Here is an 18299-nt window from a genome sequence, read left to right as displayed (position 1 = left end):
CATCTTCATCGGGTGCCCTCCTCGTCCGCGCGCGCCTGCTCGTAGGCCTGATCGCCGACGAATTCCGCGCCGCGCACCGCGTCGATGTAGACCGAGCGATCGCGGAGGTCCGCTGCGGCCCGATCGCTGATGTCGATGATGCGGCCCGCGAACACCGTCATGGCCAGACCGACGACGACGAGCCCGATCGTCGGAATCAGCATGAAGGCCGGCATCCGGCCGACGTCCTCGCGGTCACCGAACTGGATGTCCGACGAGTCGTCGAGCAGTGCGGACGGGCTGTTGTCCGCCAGATCGCCCTCGGGTGCGTCGGCGCGTGCGCGCCAGAACGCTTTGGTCCACACGCGGGCCACCACGTAAAGCGTCAACAGGCTGGTGACGGTGCCACCGGCGACGAGCAACCAGGCCAACACACTGCCCTGTGCGCTACCGGCCTGCAGCAATGCGACCTTGCCGATGAAGCCCGAGAACGGGGGAATGCCACCGAGATTGAGGGCCGGTACCAAGAAGACGATCGCCAACACCGGGCTGGCTGCAGCCAATCCGCCGAGCCGCCGCAGCGACGACGAACCGGCTTGGCGCTCGATCAGTCCGACGACGAGGAACAGGGTGGTCTGCACCAGAATGTGGTGCGCGACGTAATAGATCGAGCCGGACAATCCCGCTTGGGTCGACAGCGCGACACCGAAGATCATGTAGCCGATGTGGCTGACGAGGGTGAACGACAGCAATCGTTTGATGTCGCTCTGCGCGATGGAGCCGAGGATGCCGACGAGCATCGTCAGCAGTCCGCAGACCATCAGCACGTTGTCCAGAGAACCGTCGGGGAACAGCAGCGTGTGCGCGCGAATGATCGCATAGACACCGACTTTCGTGAGCAAGCCGGCGAACACTGCGGTGACCGGAGCCGGGGCCGTGGGATACGAGTCGGGAAGCCACGTCGACAGCGGGAACACCGCGGCCTTGATGCCGAAGGCCACCAGCAACACCGCGAAGATGGCGGTACGGGTGCCGGACGGGATGTCGTCCATCCGCACGGCGATGTGGGCCAGGTTCAGCGTTCCGGTGGCGCCGTAGACCAGTGCGATGCCGATCAGGAAGATCAGCGAGGACACCATCGAGACCATGACGTACGAGACGCCTGCACGCACGCGGTCCGCACTGGCTCCCAGCGTCAGCAGCACGAACGAGGCCGCGAGCAGTACCTCGAAGCCGACGAACAGATTGAAGAGGTCGCCCGCCAGGAACGCGTTGCACACGCCCGCGGTCAGCGCGAGATACGTCGGCAGGAAGATCGAGACCGGCTGATTTTCGCTGCCGTCGCGAATGCCCTGACCGATCGAATACACCATGACCGCAAGCAGCACGATCGACGAGACGACGAGCATCATCGCCGAAAGCCGGTCCACCACAAGGGAAATACCGAGCGGTGAATCCCACCCACCGACCTGAAGTGCGCTGGTGCCATCGCGATCGGCGAGGTAGAGCATCATCGAGGAGATCACGACCACGGCGGTCAGTGCGACGAGGGTGAGGAAACGCTGCGCGCGAGGTCGACGCCCCAGCACCAGCGTCAGTGCCGCCGCGAGCATCGGAATGAGAACGGGCAGAGGCGTCAGGGCATCGATCACACCCGGGGAGATCGTCATGCGTCGTCTCCCTTCTTCTCGTCCTTGTCGGCAGTGTGGTCTTTTTCGGCGGTGCGATCTTTTTCGGCCGAATCGAGTCCGTCGAGTCCGCTCAATTCCGGGTTGTCGTCGTCGTTGTCGAAGTCGCCGTCGTGGAGATCCTCGTAGCATTCGAGGTCTTCGAGGTTCTTGATCTGCTCGATCGGAATCGGGTTGCCCTTCGAGTCGAACGCATCACCGCCGAAGCTCGGTTCGCCCGTCACCGGATCGTCGGAACGGTCACGGTCGGGTGCTTCGGCCATCGACCGCCGCTTGGAGACCTTCGTGTCCTCGGGGTCGTTCTCGACGTCGTCCTTGGTGTTGAGCGTGAACGAGCGGTAGGCGAGCGCGAGGACGAAGGCCGCGATGCCCATGGTGATGACGATTGCCGTGAGGATCATCGCCTGCGCCAACGGATCTGCCATGCTCTGGCCCAGGGAGTTGTCCCGGCCCACGATGGGCGGCGTACCGGCCCGCCCACCGACGGTGAGCAGCAGCAGGTTGACGCCGTTGCCGAACATCAGCAGGCCGAGCAGCATCTTGGTGATGCTGCGTTCGAGCAGAAGGTAGACACCGGCGGCGACGAGTACGCCGACGAGGACGAGCATTCCGAGATCAGCGGTCATGGGGCGCTCACTCGGCCTTGGCTCTGCATTTCCACCTGTGCGTCGAGACGCGCGCCGAGACTGCGCAGCACGTCGAGTACCAACCCGACCACGATGAGGTACACACCGAGGTCGAAGAACAAAGCGGTGACCAGTTTGATGTCACCGAGGATCGGCAGCGTCACTTCGATCGTCGCCGACGACAGTGCCGGTGCACCGAGGAACATCGATGCCACTGCGGTGCCGGCTGCGAAGATCAATCCCAGACCGAGGATTTTCCCGGCATCGATCGGCACCGCCTCCCCTAGCTCGTAGCGGCCACCGGCGAGATACCGCAGCACCAACGCCAAGCCGGCCGTGAGTCCACCGGCGAAACCGCCGCCGGGGGCGTTGTGGCCGGAGAAGAAGAAGTAGATCGAGAGCACCATGATCGTCGGGAAGATCAACCGCGTCGTGACCTCGAGAATCAGCGAGCGATGACGCGGATCGATCAGATCGCCGCCCAGCAGCCACGTCGTCTCCGCCCCGTAGTTCGCGTCGGAGTCCGATGACGAGGCGTTCGATGCGGGGGCGTCGGACACCCGCGGAGCGCTGCCGAACCGCCGGTTGCGGAAGACCAGGCTGGCCACGCCCGTCGCGGCCACGAGTAGGACGCAGATTTCGCCCAGGGTGTCCCAGGCGCGGATGTCGACGAGAATCACGTTGACGATGTTCTTCCCATCGCCCAGCTCGTAGGCGGCCTCGGGGAACTGCAGCGATACCGGAGCGGCGCTGCGGGCGTTCATCGCGAATGCGCCGAGCACGCTGACGGTGGCACCGACGGCGATCGCCAGCGCAGCACGAGGTCCGCGGGATCCGGCCGAGCCACGGTCGTCGACCTCGGCCGGTAGCTTGCGCAGCACCAGCACGAAGACCACGAGGGTCAGCGTTTCGACGAGGAACTGAGTCAAAGCGAGGTCCGGGGCACCGTGGATGGCGAAGATGACGCCGCAGCCGTACCCCGTGAGTCCGACAAGGATGACGCTGGCCAGACGGTTTCGCATGACGGTTGCGCCGAGGCCGCCCGCGATCATGATCACTCCGACGACCAACTGCAGCGGGGTGTTCCACAGCGTGTAGTCCAGACCCGGTTCCTGCCCCACGATCAACACGATGATCGGCAGCAGCACCAGGGTCAGCAGGATGGTGCCCTGGGTGAGGGGGAGTGAACCGCGCTGCGTGGTGCCGGTGAGACGGATGGACAGCGTGTCCATGAACTTGAGGACGTTGTCGTAGATGCGGTCGGCGTTGCCGAGCGGTGGGTGCTCGAACTTGAGCCGGTTGACCACCCGGTGGGCGACGAAGAGCGCGACGCCGCCCGTGACCACGACGACCGTCAGCAGCAACGGCAGGTTGAATCCGTGCCACAACGCGAGGTGGTAGGGCTCCTGGCCGTACGACGGCAGCGTGCGGGCGTAGGGACTGACGATGTGGTCGACGACGGGGGAGGCGAAGCCGCCGACCACACCGAGGACGGCCAGGAACGCCGGCGCGGCCAGGAACAGTGCGGACGGTGCGTGCATGTTCTTCACCGACGGGCTCGGGCGCTTGAGCTGCTTGCGGCCGAACGCACCCCAGACGAACCGGATGCTGTAGGTCATGGTCAGAATCGACCCGATCACCAAGCCGGCGACCACGACGGCGGCGACCGTGGGATTCAGCGTCGGAGTGCTGATCACTGACGACAAGGCCGTCTCTTTGCCGACGAAACCGATCAAGGGCGGTAACCCGGCCATGCTGGCGGCCGCGAGCGCGGCGATGGCGGCGAGCCACGGGGCCTTCTTGCCGAGGTGAGCGAGCTTGCGGATGTCGCGCGTACCGGTCGTGTGATCGACGACGCCGACGACCATGAACAGCGTCGCTTTGAACATCGCGTGCGCGATCACCATCGTCAGACCCGCGAGCATGGCCTTCTCCGAGCCGATGCCCACCAGCACCATCAGGAAGCCGAGCTGGCTGACGGTTCCGAACGCCAGGATGAGTTTGAGGTCGAACGCACGCAGTGCTCTCCACCCGGCCAGGATCATCGACAGCAGGCCCAGGCTGATGACGGTGGCGCGCCACGGACCCGAGTCGGCGAAGCCCGGGGCAAGCCGTGCCACCAGGTAGATGCCCGCCTTCACCATCGCTGCGGCGTGCAGATAACCACTGACCGGCGTCGGTGCGGCCATAGCGCCGGGGAGCCAGAAGTGCAGCGGCACGATGGCCGACTTGCTCAGCGCACCGATGAGGATGAGCACGATGGCCACCCCGGGCAGCCAGCCGCCCGGAGCATTCGCGACGACCTCGGAGAGGTTGTACGACCCTGCGGCTTGGCCGAGGACGATGATGCCGACCAACATCGCCAGCCCGCCTGCGGTGGTGACGAGCAGGGCCTGGGTGGCGGCGCGCCTGCTCGACGCCCGTTCGGCGTAGTGGCCGACCAGCAGGAACGACAGAACGGTGGTGATTTCCCAGAAGATGTAGAGCACCAGCATGTTGTCGCTGGTGATGAGGCCGAACATTGCTCCCGAGAACGCGACCATCTCGGCAGCGAACAGTCCCAGTCGTGGCTCGTCGTCCTCGAAGTAGCGCGCGCAGTAGAGCAAAATCAACGCGCCGATGCCCAGCACCAGCAGGGACATGATGGCGGCGAGGGAGTCGAAGCGCATGTCGATGTCCATCGACAGACCAGGAACCCACTCGATGTGAAGCTTTTGTTCGGTGTTCCAGTTACCGAACACCCAGATCAGGCTGAGCAGTGGGACCAAGGCCAGCGGAAAGAATGCATTGCGTCCCCACCACCGGACGAGCAGCGGCGCGAGCAGCGCTGCGGCGGCGTGCGCAAGAAGAATGGCGAGCAAAAATCACTCCGTCGTCTCGGTCGCATCGGCTGCGAGGCCGAGGCGGTGGTCGTAGGGCGGCGATGAGTAGGGTGTGGAATCTGTCTGAAATTCGACCTATGGCTTTGAGAAATAACGAACCGGCCACCGAACGGTGGAACCTTGGCTGTCGATAACCATCCTACTTTGCGTGGTCGGCGGCGGCCCCAGCGGTACAAAACGGATGTTTTCGAGAGGGAGAGTCGATCCGAGTGAGCGATCCGAGGCCGATTCGCACAGCCGGATTGGCTTACGTTCGGGACCGCAGAATGATCCAGACGAGGTCGGTCGGTAAGTCCGCCTTCTATATGGCAGGCGGCAAGATCGACCCCGGTGAGACTGCCGAGCAGGCGTTGCACCGCGAGATCAGGGAAGAGCTGGACGCAGCGGTGATCGGCGCTCGATTCCTCGGAGTGTTCGAGTGCGAGGCCTGGGGACATGCTGCGGGGACACCGCTCGAAATGACCTGCTTCCTAGCCGATTTGTCCGACGATCCGGTGCCGACCAGCGAAATCGCCGAGATCAGGTATTTCACCCGCGACGAGTACGCGGCGATGCCCGACGTCGCCCCGGGGTCACTGATGGTGTTCGACCGAATGCAAGCACTCGATTTGATCGACTGAAGCGGGTACGTTGACGGGTGAGAGAACGTACGTTCTCCACCGCCGCCGCGAAGGAGTCTTCATGTCGAACCTGTCTCAGAAAGCCACCACCCTGCTCGAGCTGCATCAGCCGGGCAATCCGGTCGTGTTGCCGACCGTATGGGACGCCTGGTCCGCCAACCTCGCAGTCTCGGCCGGATTCACCGCGCTCACTGTCGGCAGCCACCCCGTCTCGGACTCCATCGGCAAGCCGGACAACGAGGGCATCACCTTCGACGAACTCCTCGCCCGCATCTCCCAGATCTCCGCGGCCGTCGATGCGCCGCTCTCGGTCGACATCGAATCCGGCTACGGCGAGGACCCCAAGCGCCTGATCGACGGACTCATCTCCGCCGGAGCCGTCGGCCTCAACATCGAGGACACCGTGCACAGTGAGGGTGGACGCCTCCGCGAAGCGCAGGAACACGCCGACTTCGTCGGCGCACTGCGCGCGGCATCGGACGCCACCGACGTCCACGTGGTCATCAACGCCCGCACCGACCTGTTCGTCAAGGAGATCGGCGACGAGAGCGACCGCGTCGACCGCGCCATCGCCCGCCTGAAGCTGGCCGCCGCAGCCGGAGCCGACTCGCTCTACCCCGTCGGCTTCCACAACGACGCCGATTACAAGCGTCTGGCCGAGGAACTCCCACTGCCGATCAATGCCATCGCCAACCCCGCCGAAGGCGACCTGTCGCACTTCGCATCCCTCGGTGTCGGTCGCATCAGCTTCGGACCGATCTTCCAGATGGTGCTCGCCAAGCGTGCAGAAGAAGTTCTCGCCCGCTGGAAGTGAGAGCGGCTCACGACCCGTAGGCCTGCAGATGCGCCACCTGCTCGGGATCGAGTGACGGCTTGACCGTCGCCCGGGCGGTGGCGACATCGGCGGCCGTGACGTCTGCGGCATCCATCGATCGACGCATCGCGGTCAAGGCGGCCTCGCGCAGCAGTGCCGCGCAGTCTGCGGCGGAGTAGCCGTCGAGATCGCGGGCCAAAGATTCCAGGTCCACGTCACCGGCGAGCGGAATGGACTTGCCCGACGCCTTCAGGATGTCCACTCGAGCATCGGCGTCCGGCGGCGGAACGAACACCAGACGCTCGAGGCGGCCGGGGCGCAGGAGAGCCGGGTCGATCAGATCGGGCCGGTTGGTTGCTCCGAGGACCACCACGTCGCGCAACGGTTCGACGCCGTCGAGTTCGGTGAGTAGCGCCGCCACCACCCGATCGCCGACGCCCGAATCCGAACTCTGCCCGCGCCGAGGCGCGAGTGCATCCACCTCGTCGAGGAAAATCAACGAGGGGGCGGAATCGCGGGCGCGCTGAAAGAGTTCGCGCACAGCCTTTTCCGAGGATCCGACCCACTTGTCCATCAGCTCCGCGCCCTTGACCGACTGGACGCTCAGCTGCCCGGAACTGGCCAGGGCTCGCACCAGGAAGGTCTTACCGCATCCGGGTGGGCCGTAGAGCAGAACACCTCGCGGTGGTTCGATTCCCAAGCGCGCGAACGAATCCGGATGCCGCAGCGGCCACAGTACCGCCTCGGTCAGAGCCTGCTTGGTCTCGACCATATCGCCGACGTCCTCGAGGGACAGGCTTCCGATCGCGAGCTCCTCACTCCCGGAACGCGAGAGCGGGCGGATCACCTGGAGTGCGCCGACCAAGTCGTCCTGCATCAGCGAGGCAGCCGCTGCATCGTTCGACGCCCGCGCGGCCGCTCGAAGCGCCGCCTCGCGCACCAGGGCGGCGAGATCTGCGACAACGAACCCCGGTGTTCGGGAGGCGATCTCGACGAGGTCGACATCACCCTGGGGAACTTTCTTCAGTAGGTGTTCGAGCAATCCCTTGCGGCCGGCGGCGTCGGGGAGAGTGAGGGTGAGCTCGCGATCGCACAGGTCCTGGCCTCGTAGTCGCGCATCGGTGGCGTCGGGATGTGCCGTCGTGGCGATCAGTGCGAGACCCGGAGTGTCGACGGCCCGGCGCAGCACGTCGAGCACGAACGTGGACGCCGGTTCGGGATCGGACGGCAACAAGGCATCGACGTCGGTGATCACCAGAACCCCGGAGCCCGCGAGTTCGTCCACCGCAGCGGTGACCCGCTCCACGCGAGCGGACGCTTCGAGTGCGCCGATCGATGGACCGTCCAGTACTACGCAGGCCCGCTCACCGATCACCGCGCGGGCGAGCGTGGCCTTGCCCACCCCGCCCGGACCGGTGATCAGCACACCCAGGCGCGGCGAGGCACCGAGGGTGGCCAGCAGTTCCGATTCGTCCAGAGCCAACCGCAGCCACTCGGTGAGCTTCGAGGACTGGGTGCTCACACCCACCAGCTCGGCAGCGCTCACCCGTGGGGGAGCAGCTCTCGTCACCGGATCGCGCGCAGGCCGACCCGACGCGGATGGTCTTGTGCCCGAGCCGGTCACGGTGCCAACTCCCCAGCTCACCGCCGAGTTGGGCTGAACGCTCACCGGCCCACCCGACGGGTCGACGGCCGAGACGGTCAACAGTTCGGTGGTCCACGCAACCCCGAACGTTCTCGACAGCGCCTGGGTAGCCGAACTCGTCGACGTGCCGGGGCCGAGATCGCGGGGGAGCAGAGACACCGTGTCGCCCACCGTCAATACTTTGCCGAGCAACGCTTGTCGCAAGGTGTCGTCGGAGATGGAACCGGTGGCGAGTGCGGAGCCGGTCACCGTGACGGTCTTGGCTCCGTAGACGGTGACGGGAGCAGCTGCAACAGTGGCGTTCTCACGCAACCCGGCATTGGAGAGAGTGACGTCGTCCAGTAGCGCGGTGCCCTGCGGTGAACCCTCGGGAGCGGCAGCAACGACGGCAGCGGTGCGGCGAGAACCGATGAGCGCCACCGCATCCCATTCTCGAAGCCCGAGGGCCGCGAGTACCTCCGGATGCAGCCGCACCACTCCGCGTCTGGCATCGGCCGCCGAGGTGTTCAGGCGTGCGGTGAGGACGAGCTCGGGAGTTCGGGATGCGGTCACACGTCCAACCTAACGGGGTCGTCAGCTGCGTGGTCGTCAGCTGCGGGGGCGGCGCAGTCCCAAGCGTGCCTGCGACCGTCGTGCATTGCCCGGAGCGCGGCGGATGGCCCGTCGCTCGGCTCGGCGTTCGGCAGGCTTGGCGTCCCACGTGTACGGGCGCGCGGCAGTCCAACGCTGTGATCTCACCGCGAACGGGATGTGTACCAGGTAGGCCAGCACCAATCCCATGAGGAGCACCAGCGGGAAGGTGATGAGCGCGGCGGCGAGCAGAGCCACCAGAACCAGCAGGATGGCCGCCAGGCGCGGCGGCACCGAGACCGTTTTCAGCGCGAGGGTCGGGATGCGGCTGACGATCAGAGCCGCGGTGAGGATCGACCATCCGGCGACGACGTAGAACGACGCCCACCAGCCGTCGCCGAATTCCTCGAACGCGGCGATCGGGGCCAGCGCGATGAGGGCTCCGGCGGGTGCGGGAACTCCGGTGAAGTACTCCCGGGCGTAAGCCGGGGTGTCGTCCTCGTCGAGCAACGTGTTGAAACGGGCGAGCCGGAGCACGATGCTCACCGCGTAGACCAGTGCGACGATCCAGCCGCCGCTGCTGCCCTCGAGCAATGTCACGTACAACACCAGCGCCGGGGCGACGCCGAACGAAATGGCATCGGACAGTGAGTCCAGTTCGGCCCCGATCTTGCTGGTGGCGTCGAGCAATCGCGCGATTCGCCCGTCCAACGCGTCGAGAATGGCAGCGGCACCGATCATGGCGAGTGCGGTTCCGAGCTGATCGTCGAGCGCGAACTTCACGGCGGACAGGCCGGAGCAGAGCGCGAGGATCGTGACGACGGACGGCAGCAGACGGATTGCAGCAGGCGGTTTCGCGCGTCTGGTGATCATGTCGCTACTGCGACAGCTCTGCGAGGACAGTCTCGGCACCGACTGCGCGTTGGCCGCGCTCGACCAGCAGCGTGGTGCCCGCGGGGAAGTAGGTGTCGACGCGGGAGCCGAAACGAATCAACCCGTAGGTGTCGCCGATCGACAGAGAATCGCCCACCTTCGCATTGTTGATGATCCGTCGGGCGATGAGACCGGCGATCTGTACGACGGCGACGTCGTGACCGGCGTCGGTCTTGATGTGCATGCTGTTGCGTTCGTTGACTTCGCTGGCTTCGGCGAGATCGGCGGATTTGAACTGGCCGCGGCGATGAACGACCTCGACCACGCGGCCGCCCACGGGAACGCGTTGGACGTGCACGTCGAGGACCGACAGGAAGATGCTCACGCGCGGTACCGGCTGCGAGCCCAGATCGAGCTCGGACGGGGGGACGGCAGTATCGACCAGAGTGACCAGACCGTCGGCCGGGGCCACGACGACGCCGGGGCGGTTCGGCGGCACCCGGGACGGGTGGCGGAAGAAGGTGGCGCAGGCTCCGGCGGCGACGAGCCCGGCATTGCGGACCCACTTCGATCGGCGGCCGAGAACTGCGACGGCGAGCGGACCACCCACGAACGTGAGTCCTGCCGGGTGTAGCGGTGGAACCGTTTCGCGAACCAAGTCGACGATGTGAGCCACTCCGGTGCGGGGCGGTTGACCAATCGGGGCGGGACGGCGTGCCACGGTCTCCTCTAACTTTTCGTAGGACAGGTGTTGGCAGGTCGTGGTACTGAAAGTAGGTGCAGACGCACGACTGCCGAGGCCCTCACAGCGTACGTGAGATGCCCCGGCAGTCGGGAGGTGCGAGTCGATCAGACGCGGCTACGGCCTGTCACGAGCTTGACCAGGAACAGCAAGATGCATGCACCGAGGATGCAGGTGATGAAGCTGAAGATCAGACCGCCACCCTCGACGTCGACGCCGAAGACCTTGAGCAGGTATCCGCCGATCAGGCCGCCGATGATGCCGACGACGATGTTCAGGATGATGCCCATCTGAGCATCCGTCTTCATGATCTTGCTGCCGATCCAGCCGGCGAGTCCACCGATGATGATCCAGCCGATGATTCCGAGACCCAACATGTGTTGCCCCCACTTTCCGTTCGTGTCTTTTGCTTGTCGAACCGCCGGATGCCCGAGAGGAACAAACCTGAAACATTCCTGAGAAAAATTATTTTCTGCCCAGCTTTTCGCTCTCGGTCTTGATGCGACGAAGGGTGCTGTTCATGCCCTCGACCAGCTCGACGTCGAACTCGTCGGTGCCGCCGAGGATGCGCTTGACCGCCAAAGAGGAGACCGCCGACGTCCCGTTGGGTGCCTGACGCTTCTCGACGACTGTCGTCCCGGTGGCGGTGGGCGTGAGGGTGTAAGACCAGATCGTCTTGTTCTCCACCACCCGAAACGCGAGTTCACGATTGGGCTCGAACGTGACCACCTTGGCCGTCGTCGGCCAGACGAGCAGGCCCTTGCGGTTGACGTTGAGCGTCCGGGTGCCTTTGCCGACCGGCCCGCCGAACACCTTCATCTTCTTGCACTGCGGGCTCCACTCGCCCATGCGCTGAAGGTCGGAGACGATCGACCAGACGGTCTCGGGGCTCGCGGCGATATCGATCGTGGCTTCGAGGGTCTTGCTCAACGGGGGCCTCCAGGTAGGGAATAGCTGCAACTGACTGTTACACCAATCGTGCGCATCCTATGTGTCCTGTGTGTCGGCAAACACAGTCGGCCACCTCCCGCTCACATACGGGCGAAGCGAGCCAGCACGAATGAGTACACCCCGTACAGTGCAATTCCCACTCCGGCCAGGATCAGGAGAACCTGTCCGTAGGGCTGAGCGCCCAGGGTCTTGACGGCACCGTCGATTCCGGTGGCCTTGGATGGATCGGACTGCAGTACCGCCACGACGACGAGGATTCCCGCACCGACCAGCGCTGTGCCCTTGGCTGCGTATCCGGCGATGCCGAGCTTTTCGACGGCTCCGCCCTGGTGACCCTCGAGATCGTCGAGGAAGTTCTTCGAGACGCCCTTGTAGACGTGGTATCCGCCGACACCGATGACGACCAGGGCGATGACGATCAGGACCAGTTTGCCGCCACCGGATTCCATCAATCGCGCCGAGTAGCCGGCGTTCTGCTGCCCGCTGGATTTACCCGATCCGGTCGCGAAACCGTAGGTCGAGAATGCGAAGGCGATGTAGACGACGGCCAGCGCAGCTGCCTTGAGCCGGTCCATCACGCTGCCCTCGTCGGAATCCGATTTCTTGCCGATGATCGCCTCGACGATGCGCCACAGGGCGAGCGCCACGAACGCGACGACAGCAACCCACAGTGCGATCTTGCCGCCTGGCTTCTCGGCGAGTTCGGCGAGTGCACCGGACTGATCGGCGTTACCGCCCTGGCCGAACGCCAACCGGATCGCGATGTACCCGATCAGGATGTGCAGCACTCCGCTGACGAAGTGGCCGCCCCGGGCTGCTTTCTCGAATGCACCGTTGTCCTGGACCGAGCCGGCCAACGATTTACCCGATCCCGAATGTCCCGATGTGGAGTTTCCCGACGTGTTCACTAACGTTCCCCGATCAGTAGATTTGGCCGCCTGTTTACCCGAAGTAGGGGTGGAGGAAACCGTTTTCGCCAGCGAAACGCCGCACGAGATCCCACCGCTGCGTTAACACCGAGCGGACACTGATCGATGTAGCAAGCGGAGTGTCGGGACCAACGAAGAAATTGTTCGGAGTGATCCACCGTGAAATTACAGTCGATAATGCGTCGTACCAGCAGCGATCTACCCCTGTTGAAGACCGCCAGAATGAGTGGGAGCCCACGCACCTGGCCCGCCGAGAAGCTCGAACGACTCCTCACTCCCCACGAACTCGATCTGATCAGGCGCGGCCGCATCTGACCCGGTTGCTTCCAGGCCCGCTTGCCTCCCATTCGGGGCCGGCCGGTGGCATGCTCATGAGGTTGGTGAGCATCAGTCCTGGAGGGTCATGAAACCGGTCATTCTCAGCGTCGACGACGATCCCGGAGTATCGAGGTCGGTAACCCGCGATCTACGCCGCCGCTACGGCGAGCAGTACCGCATCGTGCGAGCCGAATCCGGTGCCGGCGCGTTGGACGCACTCAAGGAACTCACGCTGCGCGGCACCCCGGTCGCCATCCTGCTGGCCGATTACCGGATGCCGCAGATGAGCGGCATGGAGTTTCTCGAGAAGGCAATGGACCTTTTCCCGACGGCCCGTCGCATCCTGCTCACCGCCTACGCGGACACCGACGCCGCGATCGACGCCATCAACGTCATCGATCTCGACTACTACCTGCTCAAGCCGTGGGATCCGCCGGAGGAAAAGCTCTACCCCGTGCTCGACGCCCAACTCGAGGCCTGGTGCGCCTACGACCACCGGGCCGTCGAGGACACCAAGATCGTCGGCCACCGCTGGTCTGCGCGGTCATCGGAGATCAGGGAGTTCCTGGCCCGCAATCAGCTGCCGTACCGGTGGTACATGTCCGACGAGTCCGAGGGCGCGCGACTGTTGGCCGCGGCAGGCGTGGACGACGACCGACTTCCGGTGGTCATCACCACCGAGGGCGATGCGCTGATCGAACCGTCCGACGCCGAACTCGGTAACCGGCTCGGGTTGACGGTGTCGCCGTCCGAGGAGTTCTACGATCTCGTCGTCATCGGCGGCGGCCCGGCGGGACTCGGAGCGGCTCTGTACGGTGCGTCCGAAGGTTTGCGGACCACGTTGATCGAGCGGACCGCGACGGGTGGTCAGGCCGGACAGAGTTCTCGCATCGAGAACTACCTCGGCTTTCCCGACGGCGTCTCCGGTGCTCAGCTGGCCGAACGAGCCCGGCGACAGGCACTGAAATTCGGTGCGGAGGTCGTCACCACCCAGGACGTGGTGGGTCTGGATGTCAACGGATCCGCACGCACCGTGCGGTTCGCGGACGGTCGCAGCATCAGTGCGCAGACGATCATCCTGTCCACCGGCGTCGCGTATCGCCGGCTGGATGCACCCGGGATAGACGACTTCACCGGCCGCGGAGTGTTCTACGGATCTGCGATGACCGAGGCCGCGCGTTGCGCCGAGCAAGACGTTTACATCGTCGGCGGCGCGAACTCGGCCGGTCAGGCGGCGGTGTACCTCGCGCGCGGGGCCAAGTCGGTCACCATCTTGATCCGCGCCACCTCGCTCGAGGCGTCCATGTCGTATTACCTGATCAAGCAGATCGAAGAGAATCCGAAGATCAGCGTTCGGCCGTGTACCGAGGTCGCGGGCGTGTCGGGTGACGGTCATCTGGAGTCGATCACGCTGCGCAACCGAGCCACCCAGGAGACGACGACCGTCGACGCGCAGTATCTGTTCCTGTTCATCGGTGCGGCTCCGCGCACCGAATGGCTCGACGGAGTGCTCGTTCGGGACGATCATGGATTCGTGGTCACCGGACCGGATCTCGTCGTCGACGGACGCGGGCCTGCCGGGTGGACGGCCAACCGCCTGCCGCACCACCTCGAGACGAGCGTGCCCGGGGTGTTCGCGGCGGGCGACGTTCGATCCGACTCGGCCAAACGTGTCGCGTCGGCAGTGGGAGAAGGAGCGATGGCCGTGATGCTGGTGCACAGATATCTGGCGAATCCATGAGTGGGCAGGAGCGGAGCCTGCGGAGCGACCCGAATACGCAGCCCGCATGCGATCCGGAGGAATTACGGACCCTGTTCCTGTTCGAGCATCTCACCGACGCTCAGTTGGCGGAGCTGTGCCGGGACGGTCGAATCGAGACCATCGAACCGGGTCCGGTGTATGCAGAGGGCGACCCGGCGACGTGTTTCTACGTCCTGATCGACGGGGCCGTGGTGCTCTCGAAGCTCTCGGGCGGCGAGGATCTGGTGATCAACAGAACGTCGCAGCGCGGGGTATATGCCGGTGCGTGGCAGGCCTATCTGGGTGATCGGGTGCCGCAGACCTACCAGGGATCGATGCGAGTGAGTGAGCCCTCGCGCTTCTTCGTGCTCGACGCGGACTGCTTCGCGTCGATCGTGCGCGAGTGGTTTCCGATGGCCCTGCACCTGCTCGAAGGGTTGTTCTTCGGAAATCAGAACACCAAACAGGTGGTGGAACAGCGGGAGCGCTTGCTGGCGTTGGGTTCTCTGTCGGCCGGGTTGACGCACGAGCTCAACAACCCCGCGGCGGCTGCGGTACGGGCGACGTCTGCGTTGCGCAATCGGGTGGGGCACATGCGGCAGAAATTGGCGATGATCGCCGGCGGCACCCTCGACCGTGCGAGCCTTTCTCGTCTGGTCGGACTGCAGAACGAGGCCGTGGAGTTGGTGGCGAAGGCACCCAAGTTGACCGCCATGGAGGCGTCGGACCGCGAGGACGAACTCGGAGAATGGTTCGAGGACAAAGATATTCGAGACGGCTGGGATCTGGCCCCCACTTTCGTCTCGGCGGGGCTCGATGTGCCATGGCTCGATCGGGTCTCGGCAACCGTCGACGATCCGGCCATGCTCGAGGGTGCGATCAGGTGGCTCAACTACACCGTCGAGACCGAGTTGCTGATGAACGAGATCTCGGATTCCACCACCCGAATCTCCACGCTGGTCGGTGCCGCGAAGCAGTACTCGCAGATGGACCGTGCGCCGTACCAGACCGTCGACGTGCGGGAACTTCTCGACAGCACCCTGATCATGTTGGGCCGCAAAATCGGTGACGATATCCGGGTGGTGAAGGAATACGACCCGGCGGTGCCGCCCATCCCCGCCTACGCTGCCGAACTCAACCAGGTGTGGACGAACCTGATCGACAATGCCGTGCAGGCGATGGGGGGTTCCGGAGTGCTGACCGTGCGCACGTCGTTGGACGAGGATCAGGTGCAGATCGAGATCTGCGACACCGGACCGGGTGTGCCCCAGGAGATTCGGTCACGGATTTTCGAGCCGTTCTTCACCACCAAGGCCGTCGGAGAGGGCACGGGTCTCGGCCTGGACATCTCGTGGCGGATCGTGGTGAAGAAGCATCAGGGTGATCTCCAGGTGGTGTCCGAACCCGGAAACACACGCTTCATCGTGAGGCTGCCCGTCAACCCTGCAATCGAGGAGGCAACATGACCATCGAAGGTATCGACCCCGCAGTTCCGCCGTCGGGTCCGGGCTGTGTGGAGTGCACGCAGACGGAAGGGTGGTGGGTTCACCTGCGTCGCTGTGCGCAGTGCGGCCACATCGGCTGCTGTGATTCGTCGCCGTCGCAGCACGCGAGCAAGCACGCCGAATCCACTCGGCATCAGTTCGTGCGCAGTTACGAGCCCGGGGAGGACTGGTTCTACAACTACGAAGACGAGCAGATGTACGACGGGCCCGAACTTGCTCCGCCGCAGCATCATCCGCTGGACCAGACTGTTCCGGGCCCCAGTGAACGGGTGCCGTCGAACTGGCAGAGTTTGGTCAACTGACCTCGTCGGGGCCGGTGAAACAGTTCATTTCCAAAAAGTGAACAACGCAAATCGGGCGCGTCTTGTGGGTAATCTCGCTCCATGACGTTGATTGCGGAGGACCTGCTGCTGCTGTTGCTCGACGACGACTCCGGCAAGCCGTCGGCCGACAGCACGAAGTTACCGCGGGTGCTGGCCGGTGCGCTGGTCGTCGAGCTCGCGCTGGGCGGGTCGCTCCGGATCATCGGACCTGGTGAGCAGGTCAAGAAGGATCATGTCGTCGTGGCAGGCGAGCCGCCCGCGGACCCGCTGCTGCGTCGGGTGTTCGATCTCGTGGCCACGTCACCGCGGCCGATGAAGCCGCAGAAGGTGATCGAGAAGTCGCAGAAGAATCTGGTGAACGAGCTGGCTGCACGTCTGGTGTCGCAGGGTTTCGTCACCGAGAACCGGGACAAGGTCTGGGGGCTGTTTCCGGCGACGACGTGGCCGGCGCGTGACACCTCGCGGGAGAAGGTCCTGCGAGATGCACTACGGAGCGCTCTCGTCGACGGCACGACGCCCACGCCGCATTCGGCTGCCCTGATCTCGCTGATCTCGGCAATCGATCTGACCCACAAGGTGATCGTCGATGCCGACAAGAAGCTACTGAAGAACAGAGCCAAGCAGATTGCCGAGGGTGAGTGGGCGGGCGCGGCTGTGCGCAAAGCGGTCTCGGACGTCAATGCCGCGGTGACGGCCGCGATCATGGTGCCCGTCATCGTCTCGACCACGAGCAGCTGAGGCAACATGAGAACCATTGCGATTCTGCTGTTCGACGACGTCGAGGTACTCGATGCCTGTGGGCCGTTCGAGGTGTTCTCGGTGGCCGGTCGGGTGGCCGAACGTGCCGGTAGTGCGGTTCCTTTCGAGGTCACGCTCGTCGGGGTCGATGACGGAGCGGTACGCGCCCGAGGTGGCATGAGGATCGGCGTCGACACCACGATCGACGATCCACGGACCTACGACCTGGTGTTGGTTCCCGGCGGCGTCGTCGACGCGGTCGAAGCGGACGGCCGAGTTCTGGAGTGGTTGAAGCGAATTCGACCCACGGCAGAAACTGTCGCATCGGTGTGCACCGGTGCGTTCGTGCTCGCGGCGGCGGGGTTGCTCGATGACCGTCCGGTCACCACGCACTGGGAAGATCTGGAATTGCTTCGCGCCCGGTGGCCCGAACTCGTTGTGCACGAGGGCGTTCGGTACATCGATCACGGCGATCTGGCGACATCGGCCGGGATCAGCGCCGGTCTCGATCTGGCGCTGCATCTGGTCGCGCGGTGGGCGGGCGCGGATCATGCCCTCGCCACCGCGGGCCAGATGGACTACGACTGGTCAGGCGCTGAGCACCCGTAGTACCAGCGCGACGACGGCGAACACGGCGAGTCCGGCGGCCGGGGCGAATTCCTTGTCCTTGGCCCGCAGGTGTGCGGCGACCGCGCCGACGAAGTACAGAACGACGCCGACGGCAGCTGCCACACCGATCGGCCAGATCACCAGCCCCACGAGGAGGCCGACGGCGCCGAGTATCTCCGCGTAGGCCAACCACGGAATCCTGTCGGCGGGAACGCCCACCTGCTCGAGCATCGGAATGACGGACGGATTCTTCGTCAGTTTGCCGATTGCCGAGAACGTGAGCGCCACGGCGAGCAGAACCGAGACGACGAGGGTTGCGATGAACATGATCCCTGCTTTCATTTCTGAGGCCACTAGTAATTCAGAAGTAGCAAGGCGGACTGTAGCACCTCGGTAGGGTGGGGTCATGGTCACGAACGAGCAGCCACACGACCCTCGGGCCTGTGATGGAGCGCTGACCAAAGCCTTCGGCTTTCTCGGTAAGCGATGGAACGGAATTCTTCTTGCGACACTGATGAACGGGCCGATGGGATTTTCGGACCTGCGCCGCGCCGTCGGCGGAATCAGTGACTCGGTGTTGTCCGAGCGACTCGGAGAGCTCGGAAAAGCGGGGCTCGTAGCACGCGCTGTGACGGACGGACCGCCGATCTCGGTGGAGTACAGCCTCACGACGTCGGGCGAGGCATTGCTGCCGTCACTCGATGCGCTCACCGAGTGGGCTTCGAAAAACCTCTGACCCCCGCAAC

The 18299-nt window shown here is 64.7% G+C and carries 18 protein-coding genes; 8 read left to right on the top strand and 10 right to left on the bottom strand.

Annotated features, from left to right (window positions below):
• Positions 1-5: 5 nt before the first annotated feature.
• From ACFI9K_RS18665 to ACFI9K_RS18655, 3 genes are read right to left on the bottom strand one after another with little or no spacing between them, the layout of a single operon-like run.
• Positions 6-1649: a Na+/H+ antiporter subunit D gene (locus tag ACFI9K_RS18665; RefSeq protein ID WP_462664878.1), complete on the bottom strand. Its 1644-nt coding sequence runs from the start codon at positions 1647-1649 to the stop codon at positions 6-8.
• Positions 1646-2293, bottom strand: a complete 648-nt coding sequence (locus tag ACFI9K_RS18660; RefSeq protein ID WP_462664877.1) for a Na(+)/H(+) antiporter subunit C — start codon at positions 2291-2293, stop codon at positions 1646-1648. The genes ACFI9K_RS18665 and ACFI9K_RS18660 overlap by 4 nt, the downstream gene beginning before the upstream one ends.
• A complete protein-coding gene (locus tag ACFI9K_RS18655; RefSeq protein WP_462664876.1) occupies positions 2290-5154 on the bottom strand; it encodes a Na+/H+ antiporter subunit A in 2865 nt (954 codons plus the stop codon). Before ACFI9K_RS18655 ends, ACFI9K_RS18660 begins: the two co-directional genes overlap by 4 nt.
• Positions 5155-5384: 230 nt before the next feature.
• On the opposite strand from ACFI9K_RS18655, the gene ACFI9K_RS18650 reads away from it, so the two are divergent.
• Complete coding sequence (locus ACFI9K_RS18650; protein WP_462664875.1) at positions 5385-5795, top strand: NUDIX hydrolase; 411 nt, start codon at positions 5385-5387, stop codon at positions 5793-5795.
• Between the two features lie 61 nt (positions 5796-5856).
• A complete protein-coding gene (locus ACFI9K_RS18645) occupies positions 5857-6609 on the top strand; it encodes an isocitrate lyase/PEP mutase family protein (RefSeq protein WP_462664874.1) in 753 nt (250 codons plus the stop codon).
• Between the two features lie 7 nt (positions 6610-6616).
• Here ACFI9K_RS18645 and ACFI9K_RS18640 read toward each other — a convergent pair whose 3' ends face one another.
• The 6 genes from ACFI9K_RS18640 to ACFI9K_RS18615 all read right to left on the bottom strand — a co-directional run bounded on the left by ACFI9K_RS18640 (position 6617) and on the right by ACFI9K_RS18615 (position 12298).
• The gene (locus tag ACFI9K_RS18640) at positions 6617-8806 is read right to left on the bottom strand and encodes an AAA family ATPase (RefSeq protein ID WP_462664873.1); all 2190 of its coding nucleotides are present in this window, start codon (positions 8804-8806) and stop codon (positions 6617-6619) included.
• 36 nt (positions 8807-8842) lie between these two features.
• Entirely contained in the window at positions 8843-9697 is an 855-nt protein-coding gene (locus ACFI9K_RS18635; protein WP_462664872.1) for a CDP-alcohol phosphatidyltransferase family protein, read from the bottom strand.
• 4 nt (positions 9698-9701) lie between these two features.
• Entirely contained in the window at positions 9702-10418 is a 717-nt protein-coding gene (locus ACFI9K_RS18630; RefSeq protein ID WP_462664871.1) for a phosphatidylserine decarboxylase, read from the bottom strand.
• A 128-nt stretch (positions 10419-10546) separates the two neighbouring features.
• Entirely contained in the window at positions 10547-10816 is a 270-nt protein-coding gene (locus ACFI9K_RS18625; protein ID WP_027498459.1) for a GlsB/YeaQ/YmgE family stress response membrane protein, read from the bottom strand.
• Between the two features lie 88 nt (positions 10817-10904).
• Positions 10905-11369, bottom strand: coding sequence for an SRPBCC family protein (locus tag ACFI9K_RS18620; protein ID WP_462664870.1), 465 nt, complete (start codon positions 11367-11369; stop codon positions 10905-10907).
• Between the two features lie 101 nt (positions 11370-11470).
• Positions 11471-12298 carry a DUF1206 domain-containing protein gene (locus tag ACFI9K_RS18615; protein WP_462664869.1) on the bottom strand — a complete coding sequence of 276 codons (828 nt, stop codon included), beginning with the start codon at positions 12296-12298 and terminating at the stop codon, positions 11471-11473.
• Positions 12299-12722: 424 nt separating this feature from the next.
• On the opposite strand from ACFI9K_RS18615, the gene ACFI9K_RS18610 reads away from it, so the two are divergent.
• The 5 genes from ACFI9K_RS18610 (at position 12723) to ACFI9K_RS18590 (ending at position 17553) form a co-directional block, all read left to right on the top strand.
• Entirely contained in the window at positions 12723-14378 is a 1656-nt protein-coding gene (locus ACFI9K_RS18610; RefSeq protein ID WP_462664868.1) for an NAD(P)/FAD-dependent oxidoreductase, read from the top strand.
• Positions 14375-15844 carry an ATP-binding protein gene (locus ACFI9K_RS18605; RefSeq protein WP_462664867.1) on the top strand — a complete coding sequence of 490 codons (1470 nt, stop codon included), beginning with the start codon at positions 14375-14377 and terminating at the stop codon, positions 15842-15844. The genes ACFI9K_RS18610 and ACFI9K_RS18605 overlap by 4 nt, the downstream gene beginning before the upstream one ends.
• Positions 15841-16185: a UBP-type zinc finger domain-containing protein gene (locus ACFI9K_RS18600; protein ID WP_462664866.1), complete on the top strand. Its 345-nt coding sequence runs from the start codon at positions 15841-15843 to the stop codon at positions 16183-16185. The genes ACFI9K_RS18605 and ACFI9K_RS18600 overlap by 4 nt, the downstream gene beginning before the upstream one ends.
• 81 nt (positions 16186-16266) lie before the next feature.
• Positions 16267-16944: a GOLPH3/VPS74 family protein gene (locus ACFI9K_RS18595; protein ID WP_462664865.1), complete on the top strand. Its 678-nt coding sequence runs from the start codon at positions 16267-16269 to the stop codon at positions 16942-16944.
• A gap of 6 nt (positions 16945-16950) precedes the next feature.
• The gene (locus ACFI9K_RS18590; protein WP_462664864.1) at positions 16951-17553 is read left to right on the top strand and encodes a DJ-1/PfpI family protein; all 603 of its coding nucleotides are present in this window, start codon (positions 16951-16953) and stop codon (positions 17551-17553) included.
• Here ACFI9K_RS18590 and ACFI9K_RS18585 read toward each other — a convergent pair.
• Positions 17533-17880 carry a DoxX family protein gene (locus ACFI9K_RS18585; protein ID WP_462664863.1) on the bottom strand — a complete coding sequence of 116 codons (348 nt, stop codon included), beginning with the start codon at positions 17878-17880 and terminating at the stop codon, positions 17533-17535. The two genes, ACFI9K_RS18590 and ACFI9K_RS18585, sit on opposite strands and share 21 nt — an antisense overlap.
• Positions 17881-17959: 79 nt before the next feature.
• Between ACFI9K_RS18585 and ACFI9K_RS18580 the strand changes: the two genes are divergently transcribed.
• Positions 17960-18289: a winged helix-turn-helix transcriptional regulator gene (locus ACFI9K_RS18580; protein WP_222093966.1), complete on the top strand. Its 330-nt coding sequence runs from the start codon at positions 17960-17962 to the stop codon at positions 18287-18289.
• The last annotated feature ends 10 nt before the right edge of the window (positions 18290-18299 follow it).

The organism is Rhodococcus sp. PSi06 (assembly GCF_054960675.1).
The sequence above is the reverse complement of the archived record's forward strand: the minus strand, read 5'-3'. Positions and strand labels throughout refer to the sequence as shown.

Bases quoted from the DNA above. Each gene is read 5' to 3' on its own strand.
- ACFI9K_RS18665 (WP_462664878.1), bottom strand. From the start codon at position 1,649: ATGACGATCTCCCCGGGTGTGATCGATGCCCTGACGCCTCTGCCCGTT.
- ACFI9K_RS18580 (WP_222093966.1), top strand. From the start codon at position 17,960: ATGGTCACGAACGAGCAGCCACACGACCCTCGGGCCTGTGATGGAGCG.
- ACFI9K_RS18625 (WP_027498459.1), bottom strand. From the start codon at position 10,816: ATGTTGGGTCTCGGAATCATCGGCTGGATCATCATCGGTGGACTCGCC.
- ACFI9K_RS18600 (WP_462664866.1), top strand. From the start codon at position 15,841: ATGACCATCGAAGGTATCGACCCCGCAGTTCCGCCGTCGGGTCCGGGC.
- ACFI9K_RS18585 (WP_462664863.1), bottom strand. From the start codon at position 17,880: ATGTTCATCGCAACCCTCGTCGTCTCGGTTCTGCTCGCCGTGGCGCTC.
- ACFI9K_RS18605 (WP_462664867.1), top strand. From the start codon at position 14,375: ATGAGTGGGCAGGAGCGGAGCCTGCGGAGCGACCCGAATACGCAGCCC.
- ACFI9K_RS18645 (WP_462664874.1), top strand. From the start codon at position 5,857: ATGTCGAACCTGTCTCAGAAAGCCACCACCCTGCTCGAGCTGCATCAG.
- ACFI9K_RS18595 (WP_462664865.1), top strand. From the start codon at position 16,267: ATGACGTTGATTGCGGAGGACCTGCTGCTGCTGTTGCTCGACGACGAC.
- ACFI9K_RS18610 (WP_462664868.1), top strand. From the start codon at position 12,723: ATGAAACCGGTCATTCTCAGCGTCGACGACGATCCCGGAGTATCGAGG.
- ACFI9K_RS18590 (WP_462664864.1), top strand. From the start codon at position 16,951: ATGAGAACCATTGCGATTCTGCTGTTCGACGACGTCGAGGTACTCGAT.
- ACFI9K_RS18660 (WP_462664877.1), bottom strand. From the start codon at position 2,293: ATGACCGCTGATCTCGGAATGCTCGTCCTCGTCGGCGTACTCGTCGCC.
- ACFI9K_RS18635 (WP_462664872.1), bottom strand. From the start codon at position 9,697: ATGATCACCAGACGCGCGAAACCGCCTGCTGCAATCCGTCTGCTGCCG.